The 18,539-nt window shown below is 67.5% G+C and carries 15 protein-coding genes; 9 read left to right on the plus strand and 6 right to left on the minus strand.

The genetic code is table 11. The features are described from left to right. Positions 1–38 precede the first annotated feature (38 nt). The gene (locus tag ASE58_RS17800) at positions 39–986 is read left to right on the plus strand and encodes a hypothetical protein (protein ID WP_156347593.1); all 948 of its coding nucleotides are present in this window, start codon (positions 39–41) and stop codon (positions 984–986) included. Between the two features lie 58 nt (positions 987–1,044). On the opposite strand, the gene ASE58_RS03760 is transcribed toward ASE58_RS17800, so the two are convergent. Then, positions 1,045–3,300: an NADP-dependent malic enzyme gene (locus ASE58_RS03760; RefSeq protein ID WP_235511848.1), complete on the minus strand. Its 2,256-nt coding sequence runs from the start codon at positions 3,298–3,300 to the stop codon at positions 1,045–1,047. 168 nt (positions 3,301–3,468) lie between these two features. Here ASE58_RS03760 and mutS point away from each other — a divergent pair, with 168 nt between their 5' ends. Further along, positions 3,469–6,039 carry a DNA mismatch repair protein MutS gene (gene mutS, locus ASE58_RS03765; RefSeq protein ID WP_055817918.1) on the plus strand — a complete coding sequence of 857 codons (2,571 nt, stop codon included), beginning with the start codon at positions 3,469–3,471 and terminating at the stop codon, positions 6,037–6,039. A gap of 120 nt (positions 6,040–6,159) precedes the next feature. Here mutS and ASE58_RS03770 read toward each other — a convergent pair whose 3' ends face one another. Next, entirely contained in the window at positions 6,160–7,152 is a 993-nt protein-coding gene (locus tag ASE58_RS03770) for a glycosyl hydrolase (RefSeq protein WP_082467596.1), read from the minus strand. A gap of 100 nt (positions 7,153–7,252) precedes the next feature. Here ASE58_RS03770 and ASE58_RS03775 point away from each other — a divergent pair, with 100 nt between their 5' ends. After that, on the plus strand, positions 7,253–8,185 hold the full coding sequence (locus tag ASE58_RS03775) for a glutaminase (protein WP_055817920.1): 933 nt from the start codon (positions 7,253–7,255) through the stop codon (positions 8,183–8,185). Positions 8,186–8,379: 194 nt separating this feature from the next. Here ASE58_RS03775 and ASE58_RS03780 read toward each other — a convergent pair whose 3' ends face one another. From ASE58_RS03780 to ASE58_RS03795, 4 genes are all read right to left on the minus strand, one after another. Next, entirely contained in the window at positions 8,380–8,730 is a 351-nt protein-coding gene (locus tag ASE58_RS03780; RefSeq protein ID WP_055817922.1) for a hypothetical protein, read from the minus strand. A gap of 82 nt (positions 8,731–8,812) precedes the next feature. Further along, on the minus strand, positions 8,813–10,117 hold the full coding sequence (locus tag ASE58_RS03785) for an amidohydrolase family protein (protein WP_055817924.1): 1,305 nt from the start codon (positions 10,115–10,117) through the stop codon (positions 8,813–8,815). Further along, positions 10,114–11,535 carry an amidohydrolase gene (locus tag ASE58_RS03790; protein ID WP_443024634.1) on the minus strand — a complete coding sequence of 474 codons (1,422 nt, stop codon included), beginning with the start codon at positions 11,533–11,535 and terminating at the stop codon, positions 10,114–10,116. Before ASE58_RS03790 ends, ASE58_RS03785 begins: the two co-directional genes overlap by 4 nt. A 28-nt stretch (positions 11,536–11,563) precedes the next feature. Continuing rightward, a complete protein-coding gene (locus ASE58_RS03795; RefSeq protein ID WP_055817927.1) occupies positions 11,564–12,394 on the minus strand; it encodes a hypothetical protein in 831 nt (276 codons plus the stop codon). A 92-nt stretch (positions 12,395–12,486) separates the two neighbouring features. Between ASE58_RS03795 and ASE58_RS03800 the strand changes: the two genes are divergently transcribed. Genes ASE58_RS03800 through ASE58_RS03825 form a run of 6 tightly spaced genes read left to right on the plus strand, consistent with a single transcriptional unit; the run spans position 12,487 to position 18,495 of the window. Further along, the gene (locus ASE58_RS03800) at positions 12,487–13,200 is read left to right on the plus strand and encodes a DUF4129 domain-containing protein (RefSeq protein ID WP_235515892.1); all 714 of its coding nucleotides are present in this window, start codon (positions 12,487–12,489) and stop codon (positions 13,198–13,200) included. Then, positions 13,197–14,435, plus strand: coding sequence for a DUF4350 domain-containing protein (locus ASE58_RS03805; protein ID WP_055817931.1), 1,239 nt, complete (start codon positions 13,197–13,199; stop codon positions 14,433–14,435). The genes ASE58_RS03800 and ASE58_RS03805 overlap by 4 nt, the downstream gene beginning before the upstream one ends. Further along, positions 14,432–15,388, plus strand: a complete 957-nt coding sequence (locus tag ASE58_RS03810; protein WP_055817933.1) for an AAA family ATPase — start codon at positions 14,432–14,434, stop codon at positions 15,386–15,388. Before ASE58_RS03805 ends, ASE58_RS03810 begins: the two co-directional genes overlap by 4 nt. After that, a complete protein-coding gene (locus ASE58_RS03815; protein ID WP_055817935.1) occupies positions 15,385–16,617 on the plus strand; it encodes a DUF58 domain-containing protein in 1,233 nt (410 codons plus the stop codon). The genes ASE58_RS03810 and ASE58_RS03815 overlap by 4 nt, the downstream gene beginning before the upstream one ends. Then, positions 16,614–17,606 carry a stage II sporulation protein M gene (locus ASE58_RS03820; protein WP_055817937.1) on the plus strand — a complete coding sequence of 331 codons (993 nt, stop codon included), beginning with the start codon at positions 16,614–16,616 and terminating at the stop codon, positions 17,604–17,606. Before ASE58_RS03815 ends, ASE58_RS03820 begins: the two co-directional genes overlap by 4 nt. Then, positions 17,593–18,495, plus strand: coding sequence for an RDD family protein (locus ASE58_RS03825; RefSeq protein WP_055817939.1), 903 nt, complete (start codon positions 17,593–17,595; stop codon positions 18,493–18,495). Before ASE58_RS03820 ends, ASE58_RS03825 begins: the two co-directional genes overlap by 14 nt. The last annotated feature ends 44 nt before the right edge of the window (positions 18,496–18,539 follow it).

Here is an 18,539-nt window from a genome sequence, read left to right on the forward strand (position 1 = left end):
ACGCGGGCGTCGGACAATAGAGTCTGAGAAGGAGTGAAATGAAAACCCTAAAATCCGAATACGCATCGCTCGGACTTTTTACTGTGGCCGGTATGATCGGAATTCTGTGGTTGGCACCCACTACACCGATACTTGAAAATCGACGGTTCGAAGATGCTCGTACAGCATCCGAGTTGAAGCAGGACATCAGCTGCCAAGCTAAGATAATACAGAAAATGCCAACAGAAGCCGCGCGCCGTAAGGCTGTCGAGTGCTCGAAGGAAAAAGAAGAGCAACGCCTTTCGACAAACGACCTAATCCAGCAGACTAGAGCAGCTGATGCAGCTGTTGCCCAAACAAGCCTTGCCGCACAAGGCCTATGGTTGAGCTTTGTACAGGCATTAGCCGCGTTCATTACGCTAGTCGCTGCCGTAGCAGCAGCACTCTACGCACGCCGCGCCTCTACGTCGGCGAGTGATGCACTGGACTTCGAAAAAGCAAGATCCTCTCACGTAGATCGGCCATGGTTATCACTTGCCGTTTCCATTGTCGGCAACTTGAGCAAGAATGACAAGGACGAGACCTGCTTCAAGATCGATGTTCACATAGAAAATATCGGCAGTATGCCTGCGCACATGGTAACAACATGGGTGGAACCGTATCTCGGAACCGACCTGAAGACATTGGAAGAGACGAAGGCAAAAGTCGCAACGAAACTTATATCTATACGTGCAAGGGCTGCCCGGGAATCAAGGACATTGCTTCCCAGAAAGACGATGACGATGCGTGCGCCGCAGAGCATTAAAATGCAACCCCGCTATCATTTACGGGCGCTGGTCTATGTTCTCTATAATCTACCCTCTGGCGAGGAAGCGATGTCATGGGAGGTTTTTGAGTATGAATGCGCCGACGGCAACGGTTCGTTCGGGCCAATCATGTCAACGAATCAATCGGTCGATTTCGACAAGATGCGCGCGAGACCTGTCGGACTAACTCATTCCAAATAGCATGATGGTGCGAGCGGTGCAGCAGGGAGCGCCCGCACCGCGAGCGCCCCCTGCCGCATCACCCCACCATGCCGCCGGCGGCGAGTACCGCCAGCGTCACCAGTTCGTTGGCGGTGCTGGTCATCGGGGCGATCTGCACCGGCTTTTCCATGCCGATCAGCATCGGGCCGATCACGTCGTCGCCGCCCAGTTCGCGCAGCAGCTTGGCCGAGATGTTGGCCGATTGCAGCCCCGGCATGATGAGGACGTTGGCCGGACCCGACAGGCGGGCGAAGGGGAAGTTCGCCATCTGGCGCGGGTTGAGCGCGACGTCGGGGGCCATTTCGCCTTCATATTCGAAGCCGACCTGCCGCTTGTCGAGCGCGGCCACGCCGTCGCGGACGTTGTCGATCCACTGGCCCGACGGATTGCCGAAGGTCGAGTAGCTGAGGAACGCGACGCGCGGTTCGTGGCCCATGCGACGGGCGACGGCGGCGGTGCGCTCGGCGATGTCAGCCAGTTCCTCGCCCGAGGGGCGTTCGTTGATCGTGGTGTCGGACATGAACACGGTATGGCTCTGCCCGACCAGCAGGTGGATACCGAACGGCACCTTGCCATCGACCGGATCGATCACGCGGCGGACGTCGCGGAACGTCTGCGCATAGGTGCGGGTGATGCCGGTAATCATCGCATCCGCGACGCCCAGCTGCAGCAGCACCGCGCCGAAGGTGTTGCGGTCCTGGTTGATGAGGCGTTCGGCGTCGCGCTTGAGGTAGCCACGCCGCTGGAGCCGTTCGTAGAGAAAGTCGACCATCTGCGGCACCATCTCGCTGGTGCGGCTGTTGTGGACTTCGTAATCCTCCGGATTGGCGACGCCCAGCGCCCGCAGCCGGTCGTGCACGTCGTCGCGGCCGACCAGCACGGGGATGCCGTAGCCGCCTTCCTTGAACGCGATCGCGGCGCGCAGGACGACTTCCTCTTCGCCTTCGGCGAACAGCACGCGCTTGGGATGCGCGCGGGCACCTTCATAGGCCATGGTGAGGACCGAGGTGGTCGGGTTGAGCCGCGCGCGCAGCTGCTGGCGATAGGCGTCCATGTCGAGGATCGGGCGCGTCGCGACGCCCGAATCCATCGCTGCCTTCGCCACGGCCGACGGCACCAGTTCCATCAGGCGTGGGTCGAACGGTGCGGGGATGATATATTCGGGGCCGAAGCTGTGCTGCGTACCATATGCCAGCGCGACTTCTTCCGGCACGCGCTGCCGCGCCAGTTCGGCGATGGCGTTGGCGGCGGCGATCTTCATCTCGTCGTTGATGCCGGTGGCGCGCACGTCGAGCGCGCCGCGGAAGATGAAGGGGAAGCCGATGACGTTGTTGACCTGGTTCGGATAGTCCGAACGGCCGGTCGCAACGATCGCGTCGGGGCGCGCGGCCTTGGCCAGTTCGGGGCGGATTTCGGGTTCGGGATTGGCCATCGCGAAGATGATCGGCGACGGGGCCATGTCCTTGACCATTTCGGGCTTCAGCGCGCCCGCGGCCGACAGGCCCAGGAACACGTCGGCACCGTGCAGCGCTTCGGTCAGCGTACGGCGGTCGGTGGCGGCGGCATGGGCCGACTGCCACTGGTTCACGTCCTCGCGCCCCTGATAGATCACGCCGGTGCGGTCGCACATGATGACGTTGTCGTGGGCGACGCCCATCGCCTTCATCAATTCGGTGCAGGCGATGGCGGCGGCACCCGCGCCGTTCACCACGACCTTGACCTCGGACAGCTTGCGCTTGGTCAGCAGGCAGGCGTTGATGAGGCCGGCGGCGCAGATGATCGCGGTGCCGTGCTGGTCGTCGTGGAAGACGGGAATGTTCATGCGTTCGCGCAGCGTCTGCTCGATGATGAAGCATTCGGGCGACTTGATGTCTTCGAGGTTGATGCCGCCGAAGCTCGGCTCCATCAACTCGACCGCATCGATGAAGCGGTCGACATCCTCGGTCTTCAGCTCGATATCGATCGAATCGACGTCGGCGAAGCGCTTGAACAGGACGGCCTTGCCCTCCATCACCGGCTTCGATGCCAGCGCGCCGAGGTTGCCGAGACCGAGGATGGCGGTGCCGTTGGAGATGACCGCGACCAGATTGCCCTTGGCGGTATAGTCGTACGCGGTGGCGGGATCGTCGTAGATCGCCTTCACCGGTACCGCGACGCCGGGCGAATAGGCGAGCGCCAGGTCGCGCTGGGTCGCCATCGGCTTCGATGCGATGATCTCGATCTTGCCCGGACGCCCTTCGGAGTGGAACAGCAGCGCCTCGCGCTCGGAAAACTGGTCGGTGGTTTCGGACACTGGCGCTTCTCCCGTTTCCATGGGCTTTACGCAGCGGAAGGCGGGTCGGGCAAGGGTGTTGGTCGGGCCAGCGGCGGTTTGATATGCTTGCGTCCGGCCCGCCCGCGACAGTATCGCCCGGCGATGGCAACCAAGGCTCCGGGGTCCGACTCCCCCGCCCCCACCCCGATGATGCAGCAATATCTGGCGTTGAAGGCGGAGGCCGACGACTGCCTGCTGTTTTATCGCATGGGCGATTTTTTCGAGCTGTTCCATGACGATGCGAAGATCGCCGCCGCCGCCCTAGACATCGCGCTGACCGCGCGTGGCGAGCATGAGGGCGCAAAGATCCCGATGTGTGGCGTGCCGGTGCATGCGGCCGAGGGCTATCTGGCGCGGCTCATCAAGGCCGGGCACCGTGTCGCCATCGCCGAACAGGTCGAAAGCCCGGAAGAGGCGAAGCGCGCGCGGGGGTCGAAGGCGCTGGTGGCGCGCGCCATCGTCCGCGTGGTAACGGCAGGCACGCTGACCGAGGAAGCGTTGCTCGATGCCCGTGCGGCCAACTGGTGCGCGTGCATCGGTGAGGCAGCGGGCGGCGTGGCGATTGCCGCCGCCGATGTGTCCACCGGCAGGTTCGAGGTGATCGAGACCGACGCCACCGGCCTGACCGCCGCGCTGGCCCGGTTGCAGGCGGTCGAGGTCGTCGCGGCGGAAACCTCCGCCTTTGCCGAGGTCGCGACGCTGCTGCGGTCGAAGGCCGATTTCGACAGTGCGGGGGGCGAGGCGCGGTTGAAGGCGCTCCACGGCGTCGCGACGCTCGACGGGTTCGGGCAGTTTTCGCGCGCGGCGCTGGCGGCGGCGGGCGGGCTGATCGCCTATCTCAACCATACCGCGCGGGGGCAGCTTCCCTTCCTGCGGCCGCCGGTCTGCGCCGCCGATGGGCAGTGCATGGCGATCGATGCGGCGACGCGCGAGAGCCTGGAGCTGACCCGCACCGCCGCCGGGGCGCGGGCGGGTAGTTTGCTGGCCGAGGTCGATCGGACGGTGACGGGTGCCGGCGCGCGGTTGCTGGCGAGCGATATCGCCGCACCGTTGATGGACCGCGCGATGATCGAGGGCCGGTTGGCGGCGGTCGGCTGGGCGCATGACGATCCCGGTCTGCGTGACGAACTGCGCACCACCCTGCGCGCGCTGCCGGATGTCGGGCGGGCGCTGGGGCGGATCGCGGCGGGTCGGGGGTCCCCACGCGATCTGGGCCAGTTGCGCGACGGATTGAGCGCGGCGTGGACGCTGGGCCAGCGGCTGGACAAGCTGCCCGCCGTGCCGGTGCTGATCGCCGAACTGGCGCCGCGGTTGCGCGGGCATGGTGAGCTGATCGACCTGCTGACGCGCGGTCTCGTGCCGATGCCGCCGATCGATGCGGCGGCGGGCGGGTTCGTTGCCGAGGGGTATGATGCGGCGCTCGACGCACTGCGCGATACCGGGGCCGGCGGGCGGCGGGCGATCGCCGCGCTGGAGGCGCAGTATCGCGAGCGCACCGGGATTTCGGCGCTGAAGATCCGCCACAACGGCGTGCTCGGCTATCATGTCGAGGTGCCGGCGCGGGTCGCCGACAAGCTGATGGCGGCCGAAAGCGGCTTTACCCATCGCCAGACGCTGGCCGGGGTCGTCCGCTTCAACGCGCCCGACCTGCACGACGCGGCGCTGAAGGTGACGCAGGCGGGCGCACACGCGCTGGCCGCCGAAGCGGCGCATCTGGAAGCGTTTACCGAAGCCGCGCTGGCCAGGCGCGAGGCCATTGCCGCGACGGCGGATGCGCTGGCGCGGATCGACGTGACGGCGGCGCTGGCCGAACGGGCGGCGGAGGGCGGCTGGGCATGCCCCACGCTGGTCGATCACGCCTGCCTCGATATCGTCGGCGGGCGGCATCCGGTGGTCGAAAGCGCGGTGGCCAGGAGCGGCGGGCGGTTCGTGGCGAACGACTGTCGCCTGTCCGAATCCTCGCGGCTGTGGCTGGTCACGGGTCCGAACATGGGCGGCAAGTCGACCTTCCTCCGGCAGAACGCGCTGATCGTCGTGCTGGCGCAGGCGGGCAGTTTTGTGCCGGCGACCTCGGCCACGCTGGGGCTGGTCGACCGGTTGTTCAGCCGGGTCGGCGCGTCGGACAATCTGGCGCGGGGCCGATCGACCTTCATGGTCGAGATGGTCGAGACCGCCGCCATTCTGGCGCAGGCGACGGCGCGCTCGTTCGTGATCCTCGACGAAGTGGGGCGCGGCACGTCGACCTATGACGGCCTGGCGATCGCGTGGGCGGTGGTCGAGGCGATCCACGAGGATAATCGCTGCCGCTGCCTGTTCGCGACGCATTATCACGAGCTGACCCGGCTGGCCGAACGCTGCGACGCGCTGTCGCTGCACCATGTCCGTGCGCGCGAGTGGAAGGGCGACCTGGTGCTGCTGCACGAACTGGCCGAGGGGCCGGCGGATCGCAGCTACGGCATCGCCGTCGCGCGGCTGGCCGGCCTGCCGCCTGCGACTCTGCAACGCGCAAAGGCGGTGCTGGCGAAGCTGGAGGCGGGCAAGGCCAAGACCGGCGGCATCGCGGCGGGGCTGGACGACCTGCCGCTGTTCGCCGCGATGGCCCCGGTCGAGGAAGCGCCGGTCGATCGCCTGCGCGAGGCGCTGGGCGCGCTCGATGTCGATGCGATGTCGCCGCGCGAGGCGATGGAGGCGCTGTACCGGTTGAAGGGGCTGGCGTAGCGCCGCATCCGCCCTTTTGGCCGGGGGGGGGGGCGTCCAAGTCGCTGACGTCTTGGTGGAGGACACCCCCCTCCACCCCTCGCTTGCGCGAGCGGTCCCCCTCCCCGTGCCGGGGAGGATTTAGAATCGTGGCAGTTCGTCCTTCGTGATGTAGCGCGGCGAATGATAGGCGGCCTTCAGCGTTTCGGCAGTGTTCTGCACCCCGTCCTGCAACCAGCGCGTGTGCCATGTCATGAACCACAGCCAGTCGGCCTGTGGCCCCAATAGCGTCGGGTCGGGGATCGGGCCGTTTTCGTGCAGCGCGATCGGAACGGTGTCGCCGACGATCGCCTTTACGCCTGCGAACATCGCGGCCAGATTGCCGTGGTGATCGACATAGGTGTCGGCCCCCGCCACATCGACATAGGCCCGGCCGGGATAATAGTCGGCATCGGGCACGTCGGCGAACCCCAATACCCAGATCAGATTGTCGAGCCGGCGTTCGTCGACGAAATAGCGATACATGGTCCGCCACAACCGCTTGAACCCGACCGGTCCCCACTGCCCCCACCAGAACCAGCTGCCGGTGAATTCGTGGAACGGCCGCCACAGCACGGGAACGCGCGCATCGCGCAATTCGGTCAGCAGGTCGGCGATCTGCGCCATGTCGCGGTGCATCGCCGCGTGTTGCGGCGTGCCGGGCGTCAGCGCGGCGCGTACGTCGAATGACCGTTTCGAGTTTTCGTACCCCGTACCCCGGTCGGGTGCGCCCCAATGCCAGCAGATGCTGGGGATGCCGCCCTCCTCCCGCCACCAGCGCGTCGCGCGGGCGTTGACGGCGGCATTGTCCTTCGGATCGATATAGTCGAGGCCGAGGATCGCGGGCAGCTTGCCAGTCGTCCGCTCCAGAAAGTCGAGTTCGGCGCGCGGGCCCTGCGGCGTCCAGCTCGATTCCTGCTGCCCGGTCAGCGTGCGCTTGCCATAGATGCTCCAGAAATAGCGATAGAGCGCCCGCGCCTCCGCCGACGCACGCGGGTTGCTCAGCCGGTGTGCCAGGACCGCCGCCGCCGGCATCGCCGTGCCGAGCGCCATCGATGCCAGTCCGCCCAAACCCTGCCGTCGCGTGATCCGCATCGCGATCCTCCCCATCCTGTCGTCCCGGCACGCTGGGCGGATGAATAACAAAAATCAACATTCGATTTCATGGGGCGCGCGTAGCGGATAGGAAACGGCCATGACCGACCTGTCCGCGATCGTGGCCGATATCGCCGCAGAAATGGCCGACGCGCCCGATCGCGGGACGCCGGCCGATTATATCCCGCCACTCGCTGCCGTGGACCCTAAACGCTTCGGCATGGCGGTGATCGAGGCGGACGGGACCTGCCATCTGGCGGGCGATGCCGAGGAGAGTTTCTCGATCCAGTCGGTGTCGAAGGTGTTCGCGCTTACGCTGGCGCTGGGGGCGGTCGGCGACCAGTTGTGGAAGCGGGTCGGGCGCGAACCGTCGGGCAGCGCGTTCAATTCGATCGTGCAGCTGGAAAGCGAACACGGCATTCCGCGCAATCCGTTCATCAACGCCGGCGCGATCGTGGTCGCCGACATATTGCTCGGCCGCTACGAACCGCGCGAGGCGCTGGGCGAGCTGTTGCGCTTCGTCCGCGCGGCGGCGGGCGAGGACGGCATCTTCATCGATGAAGCCGTGGCGCAGGCGGAGCAGGATACCGGGTTCCGCAACCTGGCGCTGGCCAGCTACATGCGGGCATTCGGTAACCTGCACCATGATCCGCACGTCACGCTGGGGGTGTATTTCCACCAGTGCGCGCTGGCGATGAGCTGTCGGCAGCTGGCGCTGGCCGGGCGGTATCTGGCGGCGGGCGGGGTCAATCCGACGACCGGGCGCAATGTCGTGTCGGCGCAGCGGGCACGGCGGATCAATGCGCTGATGCTGACCTGCGGCCATTATGACGGGTCGGGTGAGTTCGCGTTTCGCGTGGGTCTTCCGGGCAAGAGCGGGGTCGGCGGCGGTATTCTCGCCATCGCGCCGGGGATCGCGTCGATCGCGGTGTGGTCGCCGGGGCTGAATGAGCGGGGCAATTCGCAGCTTGGCACGTTGGCGCTGGAGCGGCTGGTGCAGCGCACCGGGTGGTCGGTGTTCGAGCCGCGGTGACGGTTGGTTGGGGCGGCCGTCCTCCAGCTACGCTACGTCACCCCGGACTTGATCCGGGGTCCCGCTTTTCACCGGCCGTAGCAGAAAAAGCGGGACCCCGGATCAAGTCCGGGGTGACGAGGATGGGAGCTGGTTCGAACTGCCCCGCCGCACCGGCCCCCCGCCCACGCGGGGATACGGTTGCGCGGTGGGCGTTACCGTGCCGCCGCCGGCTGCGGCGTAAAGCTCGTCACGTTCGCCATGCCGTTCGCGCCGAAGGTGATGATGTGGCGCGATCCTTCCTGGCAGGTGGCGACCCAGCTGCCGGGCTTTTCGCCCTTTTCGGACTTGGTGACGCCCTGGCAGGGCAGCCCCGCGTCGCGGATCGCGCGGATGAACACGCCGTCGCGCTGGCCGGGCGACAGGGCGTCGACCTTGGTCGCGGTTTCCGCGGCTTCCTGCGCATTGGCGGCAGCGGCCTGATTGGCGGCGGCCTGTTGTTCCGCACTCGGCCCACACGCCGCCAGCATCAGCGATCCACCCAGCATCACCAGCAACGCACGCATATCCTGTCTCCCGTATGTGCCGCAGGCGCGGCGACTGTCCGCTTCGGACAAAGCCCGGCCGCGCCTGCGGGTTCCCTCATCCTTACCGCTGATATGCCTTGGGCAGCCCCTGTTCGGCGGGGTTGAGATAGCGGTCGCGCAGCCGGGTCTGGCGGTTGGTTAGCGGCTGTTCGACGCCGTCGATGAACAGCTGGGTCGGGGCCGATCCGATCTCCAGCGGATCACCGTCCCAGATCACCACGTCGCCGCGCCGCCCGGCGACAAGCGAACCTATCTCCCCCTCCATGCCGATGGTACGCGCGGGCAGCGAGCTGATCGTGGCGAACGCGGCGTTCCAGTCGAGGCCGGACGCGCCCGGCACCTTCGACAGTGCGACGAGGTTGCCGGCATATTGCCGCACCAGCCGCGCCTGCCGCGCTTCGTCGTCGCCGATCATGCCGATGCCGACGACCACCCCGGCCGCCTTCATCCGGCCGATATTGGACTGGGTGGCGGCGAGCTGTTCGAAGCTGGCGGGCAGGTCGGACAGCGCGCTGGCCAGCACCGGCACGTTTGCCGCCGCGATCTGTGCCGCGACGGTCCAGCCTTCGCTGGCTCCCACCAGCACCGGCTTCAGGCCCGCAAACTCGCGCTTGAGCGCCAGCACGCCGAGTATGTCGGAGGCGCGTTCGACATGGATCAGCAGCGGGACCTGTCCGGTCAGCACCTTTTGCAGCGCCTGTGCATCGGCACGGGTCAGCGGCGCTTCCTTGCCGCGATCGGCGAAGCTGGCCGGGTTGCGGGCATAGGCCTGCGCCTCGAACAGCGCGTTGCGGAACAGCGCCATCGCCGCCGGACGGCTGCCACCAGCCGCGCGCGCGCCGGCTTCGCCCCATTCCATGAACTGGAACGCCTGGGGCCTTGTCACCGCATCCATGTCGTTGCCGAGGTCGATGACCGCGCCTTGGCCCCCGAAGATCGATCCGCCGGTATCGGGCGCGACGATCGCGCGGGTGATGCCGTCGGTGCGGTTGATCGCGATCGGCGTCGCGCGCGGATTAACGGCGGAGGCGATATCGAGGCCCGCATTGAACACGCTTTCGCGCGCCGATGCATCGTTGGTCTGCGACACGCCGTCGACCTCGATGATGCCCAGCCGGGTGAAGCCCGCGACGAGGCCCGGCGTCACATAGCGTCCGCCGGCATCGATGGTGCGACCGCCCGCCGCCGCACCGCCGCGCCCGGCACTGACGACGCGTCCGCCGCGCACGACGACGGTGCCGCCCTCGATCGGGGCCGATCCGTCGCCCAGCACCAGCTTTGCATTGGTGATGGTCACGTCCTGCGCGATGGCAGGGGCGGCAAGGGTGCTGCTTGCGAGCAGAACGGCGAGGAACAGGCGCTTCACTTCACATCCCCTTCGCCGGGCTGGCCGAGTTCGAAATCGGACACCGGTCGCAATTTCGGATTGTTCGCGTCGTAGAGCAGCGCGCCGTCGACCCACACCATCTGCGGGCGGGTATAGACGCTGAACGGATCGCCGTTCCACAGCACGACATCGGCCATCTTGCCGGCCTTCAGCGAACCGGTCACCTTGTCGATGCCCAGCGCCCGCGCCGGATTGATCGCCAGCCACGTCCACGCATGTTCAGGCGTCACGGTGATGCCGGCGCGACGGGCAGAGGCGATGACCTTCGCCACTTCCTGGTTCAGCCGCTGAATGCCGTTCTCGCTGTCCGAATGGATCATCGCGCAGGCACCCTGCTGGTCGAGGATCGCGAGGTTCTCGCCGATCGCGTCGTAGCTTTCCATCTTGAAGCCGTACCAGTCGGCCCAGACCGCCGAACAGACGCCGCGCGCCTTCAACAGGTCGGCGATCTTGTAGCTTTCGACGGCGTGGTGGAACGCGGTGACCTTGTACCCCATCTCCTGCGCCATATCCATGACGATGGCCATTTCGTCGGCACGGTAGCAGTGGTTGTGAACGAGGATCTCGCCGTCGAGCACGCCGCGCAGCGTGTCCATCGCGAGGTCGCGGCTAGGGGCGTCGCCGCCGTCCGCCTCGTACTTGTCCCATTTGCGGTCATATTCGCGCGCCTTCAGCCAGGTCGCGCGGTCGACGGCGATGTTGCCCATGCGGGTCGAGGGCATCCGCCCCTTCGACCCATAGACGCGCTTCGGATTCTCGCCGCACGCCATCTTCAGGCCGTACGGCGCGCCGGGGAACTTCATCGCCTGCATCGTGCGGCCATAGACGTTCTTCAGCGTCACCGAACGGCCGCCCATCAGGTTCGCCGAACCCGGCAAAATCTGCAGCGTCGTCACCCCGCCATTGGTCAGCGCACGGGCAAAGCCCGGGTCCTGCGGCCAGATGCTGTGTTCGGCCCACACTTCGGCGGTGACCGGGCCGGTCATCTCGTTGCCGTCGCTGTTCGCCTCGACGCCGGGGCTGGGATAGTCGCCCAGATGGCTGTGGACGTCGATGACGCCGGGCGTCACCCATTTGCCCTGCCCGTCGATCACGGTCACGCCATCGGCGGCGGCGATCGTCTGCCCGACCTCGACGATCTTGCCGTCGCGGAACAGCACCGATCCGCGATCGATCCGCCCGCCCTCACCATCGAGGATGGTGACGTTGGTAACCAGCGTCGGCCGGCCCGGATAGGCGCGATAGGTCGAGGGAAACGGGTCGTGGTCATACCCCTTGCCAGCACCTGGCGCCTTGTCTTTCCCCGCGTCGGCAGACGCCGAGCGCACCGGCTTTCCATCGCCGGTACAGGCGACCAGCCCGGCGGCCAGCGCCGCAAGCGTCAATGTTCGGATCACGCGGAAACTCCCCTTTGGTATCTATGGTTCAGCCGAAAACGGCGTCGAAGTCGTCGGTGCCCGCCCCCTCTTTGGCGGTCCGCACCTCGTGATAGACAGCGGCGGCACCGACGGCCGGAAACACGCCGAGCAGCGTCGAAAAGATCGCCTGGATCGCGGCGCTCAGCCACGGATCATTGGCGCCGAGCAGCGCCACCGCCAGCCCCTGCACCATGCCGCTGACGATCAGCCACAGCACGCCGGCGATGACCAGCAACAGCAACAGCAACAGCCGCCAGCGCATCCCGCGCATCAACTGGCTGCTGCGCCCGAAACATTCGATCGGCCCCTCCCCCTCCGCCGCCATGACCGGCAGGATGACGAACCAGGTGAGCATCAGCACCAGCGCGGGAACGATCAGGAACACCATGCCGAGCATCAGCGCCATGCCGAACAGGATCAACATGCCCAGCGCCGGCAGCGTCCGCCGCAGCGCCATGCGCAGTGTCGCCGGCAGGTCGACCGCGCGGTTCTCCAACGTGTCGACCGCGATGCCGGTCATGAACAGCTTTACGAAGGGGTAGAGAAACAGCCAGAGCAGGCCGAACGGACCCACCATCGTTGCCATCCGCAGCACGCGTTCGGGATCGTTCACCCCGAACGTCGCAAACGACGTCGCCAGCGTCACCGGCGCGTTCAGCAGCGCGCTGGCCGCGAACAGCGCCAGCGGCGCACCGCCGATCGCGGCAAAGGCGTTGGAGATCACCCGGCCCATGCCGAACGGATACGGCGATCGTCGCCCTTCGAACCACGCGCCGCCGATCGCCACCGCCAGCAGCAGGACCGGCAACGCCAGCAACAGGATCGCGAACGCCGCCATGGATATGCTTCCCCCTCACGACCGCCCCCGGCCCTTGTCCCGAAAACTAGGGTGGAAAAGCGTTGCATGTAAATCGGCGATTTGCTCCAAGCGTGCCCACGCCACCACAGGCGGCAGGGGGACCGGGTTTGGCGGGGGCGGAAGGGGCGGACGGACTGGGCCATGCCGCCGCGTCGGTGCCACCGGTCGATTCCGCGCAAGTCGACGCCGCGTGGAAGGCGATCCGCGCCGACCCGTCGATCCAGTTCGACCTGCCGCAAAAGGTCGCCGAACCGCGCGATCCGCCGCCCGAATGGCTGGAACCGGTGCTGCGCACCATCGGCAATTTCGTGCAATGGGTCGGCGGCGGCTGGCGGGTGATCCTGTGGATCATCGCCATCGTCATCATCGTCGCGCTGCTGTTCGCACTGGTCCCGTCGCTGCGCGCGTGGATCGCCGAGAAGCTGGGCCGGAACCGCATGGTCGAGGAGGCGCCGGTGTGGGCACCGACCGAAACCCGCGCCCGCGCCTTGCTGGAGGACGCCGACGCGCTTGCCGCCGTGGGGCGGTATGACGAGGCGGTGCACCTGCTGCTGTTCCGCAGCATCGACGATATCGTCGCATGGCGCGGCGACGTGGTGCGCCCGGCCGATACCAGCCGCGATATCGCGCGGGCCGACGCATTGCCCGAAAACGCGCGCGGCGTGTTCGCCGGGATCGTCGCCGCGGTCGAGCGCAGCCTGTTCGGCGGGCGGGCGCTGGTGCAGGACGACTGGCAGCGGGCACGGGCCGACTATGCCGGCTTTGCGCTGAAGGGCGCGCGGTGAGCCAGTCCTCGCCCTTTGCCGTCCGCACGGTCGTCATCCTGGTGGTCGGCGGCGCGCTGTTGCTGCTGGCCTCGATCCTGATGTCGGGCTTCGGCGACGAAATTGCGCGGGCGACGGGCGAGGCGCCGGGCGAGGCGCCGGCGGCGGATCGCAAGGACGGGGCGGGCTATCACGCGTTGCAGCGGCTGGTGGAAGCAGTGCAGCCGGCGCCTGAGGAGGTGACCGAACCGCTGGTTACGGGATCGATCCTGATCCTGACCCCGACCGAGGCGACCCGACCGGAAGATATCAAGGCGATCGTCGACAAGCGCATCGCGGTGGCATCGGCAATGAGCGGCGGCGACGATTTCGTCGCAAAGGAAGGCCATCCGCTGATCCGCTTCCCCACGCTCATCATCCTGCCCAAATGGCAGGTCGAAAAGCTGCCGTTGCAGGGGGGCCGCGTGCGGCGCACCGGCGAAGCGGACTTCAGCAAGCTGGCGAAGCTGGTCCCGGCCGAAATCGAATGGCACCGGGAGGATCGCGGCAATGTCGGCATCGTCGCCGACGAATATCCCGGCCTGCGATCGTTCGCCCTGCCCGACCGTGAACTCAACGCGATCGCGGGCGACGGCATCACGCCGCTGATCGGCGCGCGCGACGGCGCGGCGGTGCTGGGACAGGTGGGGACGAGCGATACGTTCGTGCTGGCCGATCCCGATCTGGTGAACAACCGCGCGCTGGCCGACGAGCGCAATGCGAAGGCCGCGCTGGCGATGCTGCGCGCGATCGATCCCGAACATGGTGGGCGCGCGCTGTTCGACCGGTCGCTGCATTACACGCGCGGCGACCGCAATCTGGTGAAGCTGCTGTTCCTGCCGCCGTTTTTGGGAGTCACCCTCGCGCTGATCGCCGCCGCCGTGCTGGCCGGCATCGCGGCGGCCGGGCGGTTCGGGCCGCCGATGACCGAAAAGCGCGCGGTGGCGGCGGGCAAGCGCGCGCTGATCGACAATATTGTCGCGCTGACCCGGCTGGCCGGGCGCACGCCGCTGGTCGGCACACGCTATGCCGACATGATGCTGGAGCTGCTGTCGCGGCGGTTGCTGGGCGACGAAGCGCCCTCGGCCGAGCGGCTCGACCGGGTGCATCCGGGCTATTCCGATATCGACCGTCGCCTGCGCGATGCCGACACCGAGGGTGCGGCACTGGCGGCGGCACGGGACCTTACCGCATGGAAGAAGGAAACAAGCGCATGACGCTCGACGAGGTACGGTCGCTGGGATCGGCGATCGACCGGGAGATCGCAAAGGCGGTGGTCGGACAGGCGGGTGCCGTCCGCCTGCTGACCATCGCGCTATTCTCGGCCGGTCACGTCCTGCTCGAAGGACCGCCGGGCACCGCCAAGACGCTGCTGGCGCAGAGTTTCGCGCGCACGCTCGGCCTCGATTTCGGGCGGATTCAGTTCACGCCGGACCTGATGCCGGGCGACATCATTGGGTCCAACCTGTTCAATTTCCAGACGTCGACCTTTGCGCTGACCCGCGGGCCGGTCTTTTGCGAATTGCTGCTGGCCGACGAGATCAACCGCACCCCGCCCAAGACGCAGGCGGCACTGCTGGAGGCGATGCAGGAACGCCGCATCACCATCGACGGGCGTACCGAGCATCTGTCCGACCGCTTCACCGTGGTCGCGACGCAGAACCCGATCGAGCAGCAGGGGGTGTACCCGCTGCCCGAGGCGCAGCTCGACCGGTTCCTGTTCAAGATCGCGATCGGCTGGCCCGATCTCGACGCCGAACGCGCGATCGTCGCGCAGTACGGCACGCGCACCGGCACCCCCGCGCCGCAGGATTCGGGCGTGGCGCAGGTCGCGGACGGCGGTGCCATCGCCGCCGCGATCGATGCGGTCGGTCAGGTGCGGCTGGTCGACGAGGTGATCGACTATATCGTCCGGCTGATCCGCGCGACGCGTGAGCATGGCGATTTGTCGTCGGGTGCCAGCCCGCGTGCCGCATCGGCGCTGGCCGCCGCATCGCGGGCCGGGGCGGCACTCGACGGGTGCGATTATGTGATCCCCGACGATGTGAAGGCGCTGGCCCCCGCCCTGCTGCGCCACCGCCTGATCCTATCGCCCAGCGCAGAGATCGATGGGCGGCGGGTCGATGATGTGGTCGCCAGCCTGATCGCATCGGTCGAAGCGCCGCGATGATCGTACCCACGCCCCGCGCCATCCAACTGACCGCGTTCGCCGCGCCGGTCGGGCTGGCGCTGGGCGTGCTGGCCCCGGTGGCGTGGATCGCCGCGCCGCTGTGGATCGCGGGTGTGCTGGTGCTGATCGTCGCCGACGCGGTGCTGGCGCGGAAGCCAGTGCTGGCGATGCCCGCCGGGCTGCCCGCGACGCTGAACCTGGGGGAGACGTTTTCGCTGGGTAATGCCGACGTTGCCGCCGCGTTCGACGGCCCGGTCGAGCGCATCGGCCCCGGCCGCTTTCGCGCGGAACGGCGCGGCAAGGCGCGGCTGCGGCGGCTATGGGCGCGGCAGTCCGGCCCGATGGGGCTGGCATGGCGACAGGCGAGCGCGAAGGCGGAGCGCGACATTCCCGTGCTGCCCGATATCCGCCCGGTGCGTGACCAGGGGATGCGCCAGTATCTGAACAGCGTCAGCGTCGGCAACCGCCTGCGCCGCGACCATGGCAACGGGCAGGATTTCCAGGTGCTGACCGATTTCGAGGCGGGCATGGAACGCCGCTCGATCGACTGGAAGGCATCGGCCCGCCACGCATCGCTGCTGGCGCGCGAATTCCATACCGAGCGCGACAACATGGTCGTGTTCGCGGTCGATGCCGGGCGCGCGATGACCGATCCGGTCGGCGATCTTCCGCGTGTCGACCGGGCGGTATCCTCGGCCCTGCTGGCGGCGTTCGTCGCGCTCAAATCGGGCGACCGGGTGCGGCTCTATTCATTCGGTGCGCGGCCGCAGGTCGACAGCGGCAGCATCGGCGGCGGCACGCGCGGCTTCGCCCGGCTGCACCACGCCGCCGCCGATATCGACTATGGCGCGGAGGAGAGCAATTATACGCTCGGCCTGGTCACCCTCGACCAGAAGCTCGACCGGCGCGCGCTGGTGGTGCTGTTCACCGAATTCACCGATACGACCAGCGCCGAACTGCTGCTCGCCGCCGCGCAGCGGATGCTGAAGCGGCACCGGGTGCTGTTCGTGCTGTTCCGCGATGTCGAGCTGGAGGGGTTGCGCGATGCCGAACCGGCGCATGCCGACGATCTGGTGCGCGCGAACGTCGCCCACCTGCTGCTGCGCGACCGGGCGATCGTCGTCGAACGGCTGCGGCGGATGGGGATCGACGTGATCGAGGCGACCGCCGACGCAATGCCGCTGGCGCTGGTCGAACGCTATCTGAACCACCGGGAGCGCGGCCGTTGACCATAACCTTCGCCACCCACCATTTCCGTGCCGAACGCGAGGCCGACTGGGCGCGGCTGGAGGCGTTGCTCGACCGGCTGGAGAAGAAATCGCCGCGTCGGTTGTCGGACGACGATCTGATCGACCTGCCGCGCCTGTACCGCGCCACGCTGTCGGCACTGTCGATCGCGCGGGCGACGTCGCTCGATGCGTCGCTGGTCGGCTATCTGGAGGCGCTGTCGACGCGGGCCTATTTCGCGCTCTATTCGGCGCGCGAACCGTGGTGGCGGCAGGTGAAGACGTTCTTCACCACCGGCTGGCCGCGCGCGGTGCGGGCGATCGCCCCCGAACTGCTGCTGTCGACCGCGCTGCTGATCCTGAGCGCAGTCGCTGCCTATCACCTCTGCCGCACCGATCCGGCATGGTATTCGGCGATGATCTCGCCCGAACTGGCCAGCGGGCGCGACATGAATGCCAGCGCGGCGACGCTGCGCGCCTCGCTCTATTCCCCGCCGGACCAGGGCGGGCTGCACGTCTTTGCCACGTCGCTGTTCACCCATAATTCGCAGGTCGCGATCATGGCGTTCGCGCTGGGGTTCCTGTTCGGTATCCCGACGATCATCCTGTCGGTGCAGAACGGCGCGATGGCGGGCGCGATGTTCGCCGCGTTCGTGCCGCACGGCCTTGGCTGGGGCCTGTTCGCGTGGCTGATGATACACGGCACGACCGAGATCGGCGCGATCGCCATCGCGGCGGCGGCGGGGATGCATATCGGCCGCGCCGTCGCCTTTCCCGGCGAACGCACCCGCATGGCCGCCGCCGCCGATGCCGGCCGGCGCGGCGCGGTGGTGATGATCGGCGTCATCCTGATGCTGCTGATCGCCGGGCTGCTGGAAGGGTTCGCCCGGCAACTGGTCAATGACGACAGCGCGCGGCTGGCGGTCGGTGGCGGGATGTTGGCGCTGTGGACGCTCTATTTCACGTTCGGAGGCCGGCGTGGCGCGGCGTGAGCGCAAGGCCCGCCGCCCACGCGTGGCCCGCACGCTCGACCGGCAGCTCATCACGCCCGAAGGGGTGCCGCTGAACCTCCGGCTCGGGTCGGCGGGATCGCGCGCGGGGGCGTTCCTGATCGATGCGATCATCATGCTGGCGGTATTGGTCGGCGCGTCGCTGCTGATCCTTGCGCTGGCGGTCGGGGGACCGAGCGGCACGTCTTCGCTCTATGCGGTCGTCTGGCTGCTGGGCTTCTTCCTGCTGCGCAATTTCTATTTCGTGCTGTTCGAGGCGGGCAAGCGCGCGGCAACGCCGGGCAAGCGGCTGATGAAGCTGCGCGTCGTGTCGCGCGACGGCGCCCGGCTGACCGGATCGGCGGTGCTGGCCCGCAACCTGCTGCGCGAGATCGAGGTGTTCCTGCCACTGTTCTTCCTCGCCTTCGCCTTTGCCGAGGGGATGGCGACGGCGTGGACCGCGACGCTGGCGCTGGGGTGGGCGTCGATCCTGCTGTTCCTCCCGCTGTTCAACCGCGACCGGCTGCGCGCCGGGGACCTGATCGCGGGCACATGGGTCGTGGAGCGCGAGGTGCGCAAGCTGGGCGAGGATCTGCTGGTGCAGACCGCACATGCGCACGACCAGGCACGGATCGCACCGTTCACGCCCGCCGAGCTGGATGCCTATGGCGCGTTCGAGTTGCAGCGGCTTGAAGAGGTGCTGCGCCGGAACGACCGCGCCGACCTGTACGCCGTTTCGACCGCGATCCGCCGGAAGCTGGGCCGGCACGAGGAGGGCTATGACCTCGCCTTCCTCGAAGCCTATTATGCTGCCCTGCGGCATCATCTCGAAAGAAAATTGCTGTTTGGCCAGCGAAAACGCGACAAATTCGATCAGTTTGGAGCAAGTTAACCTGCGGCTATACCCGCCGTTAACGGTCGCGCTGCCATGCAACC

Origin of the sequence: Sphingomonas sp. Leaf9 (genome assembly GCF_001421355.1) — a bacterium.
Taxonomy (GTDB): domain Bacteria; phylum Pseudomonadota; class Alphaproteobacteria; order Sphingomonadales; family Sphingomonadaceae; genus Sphingomonas.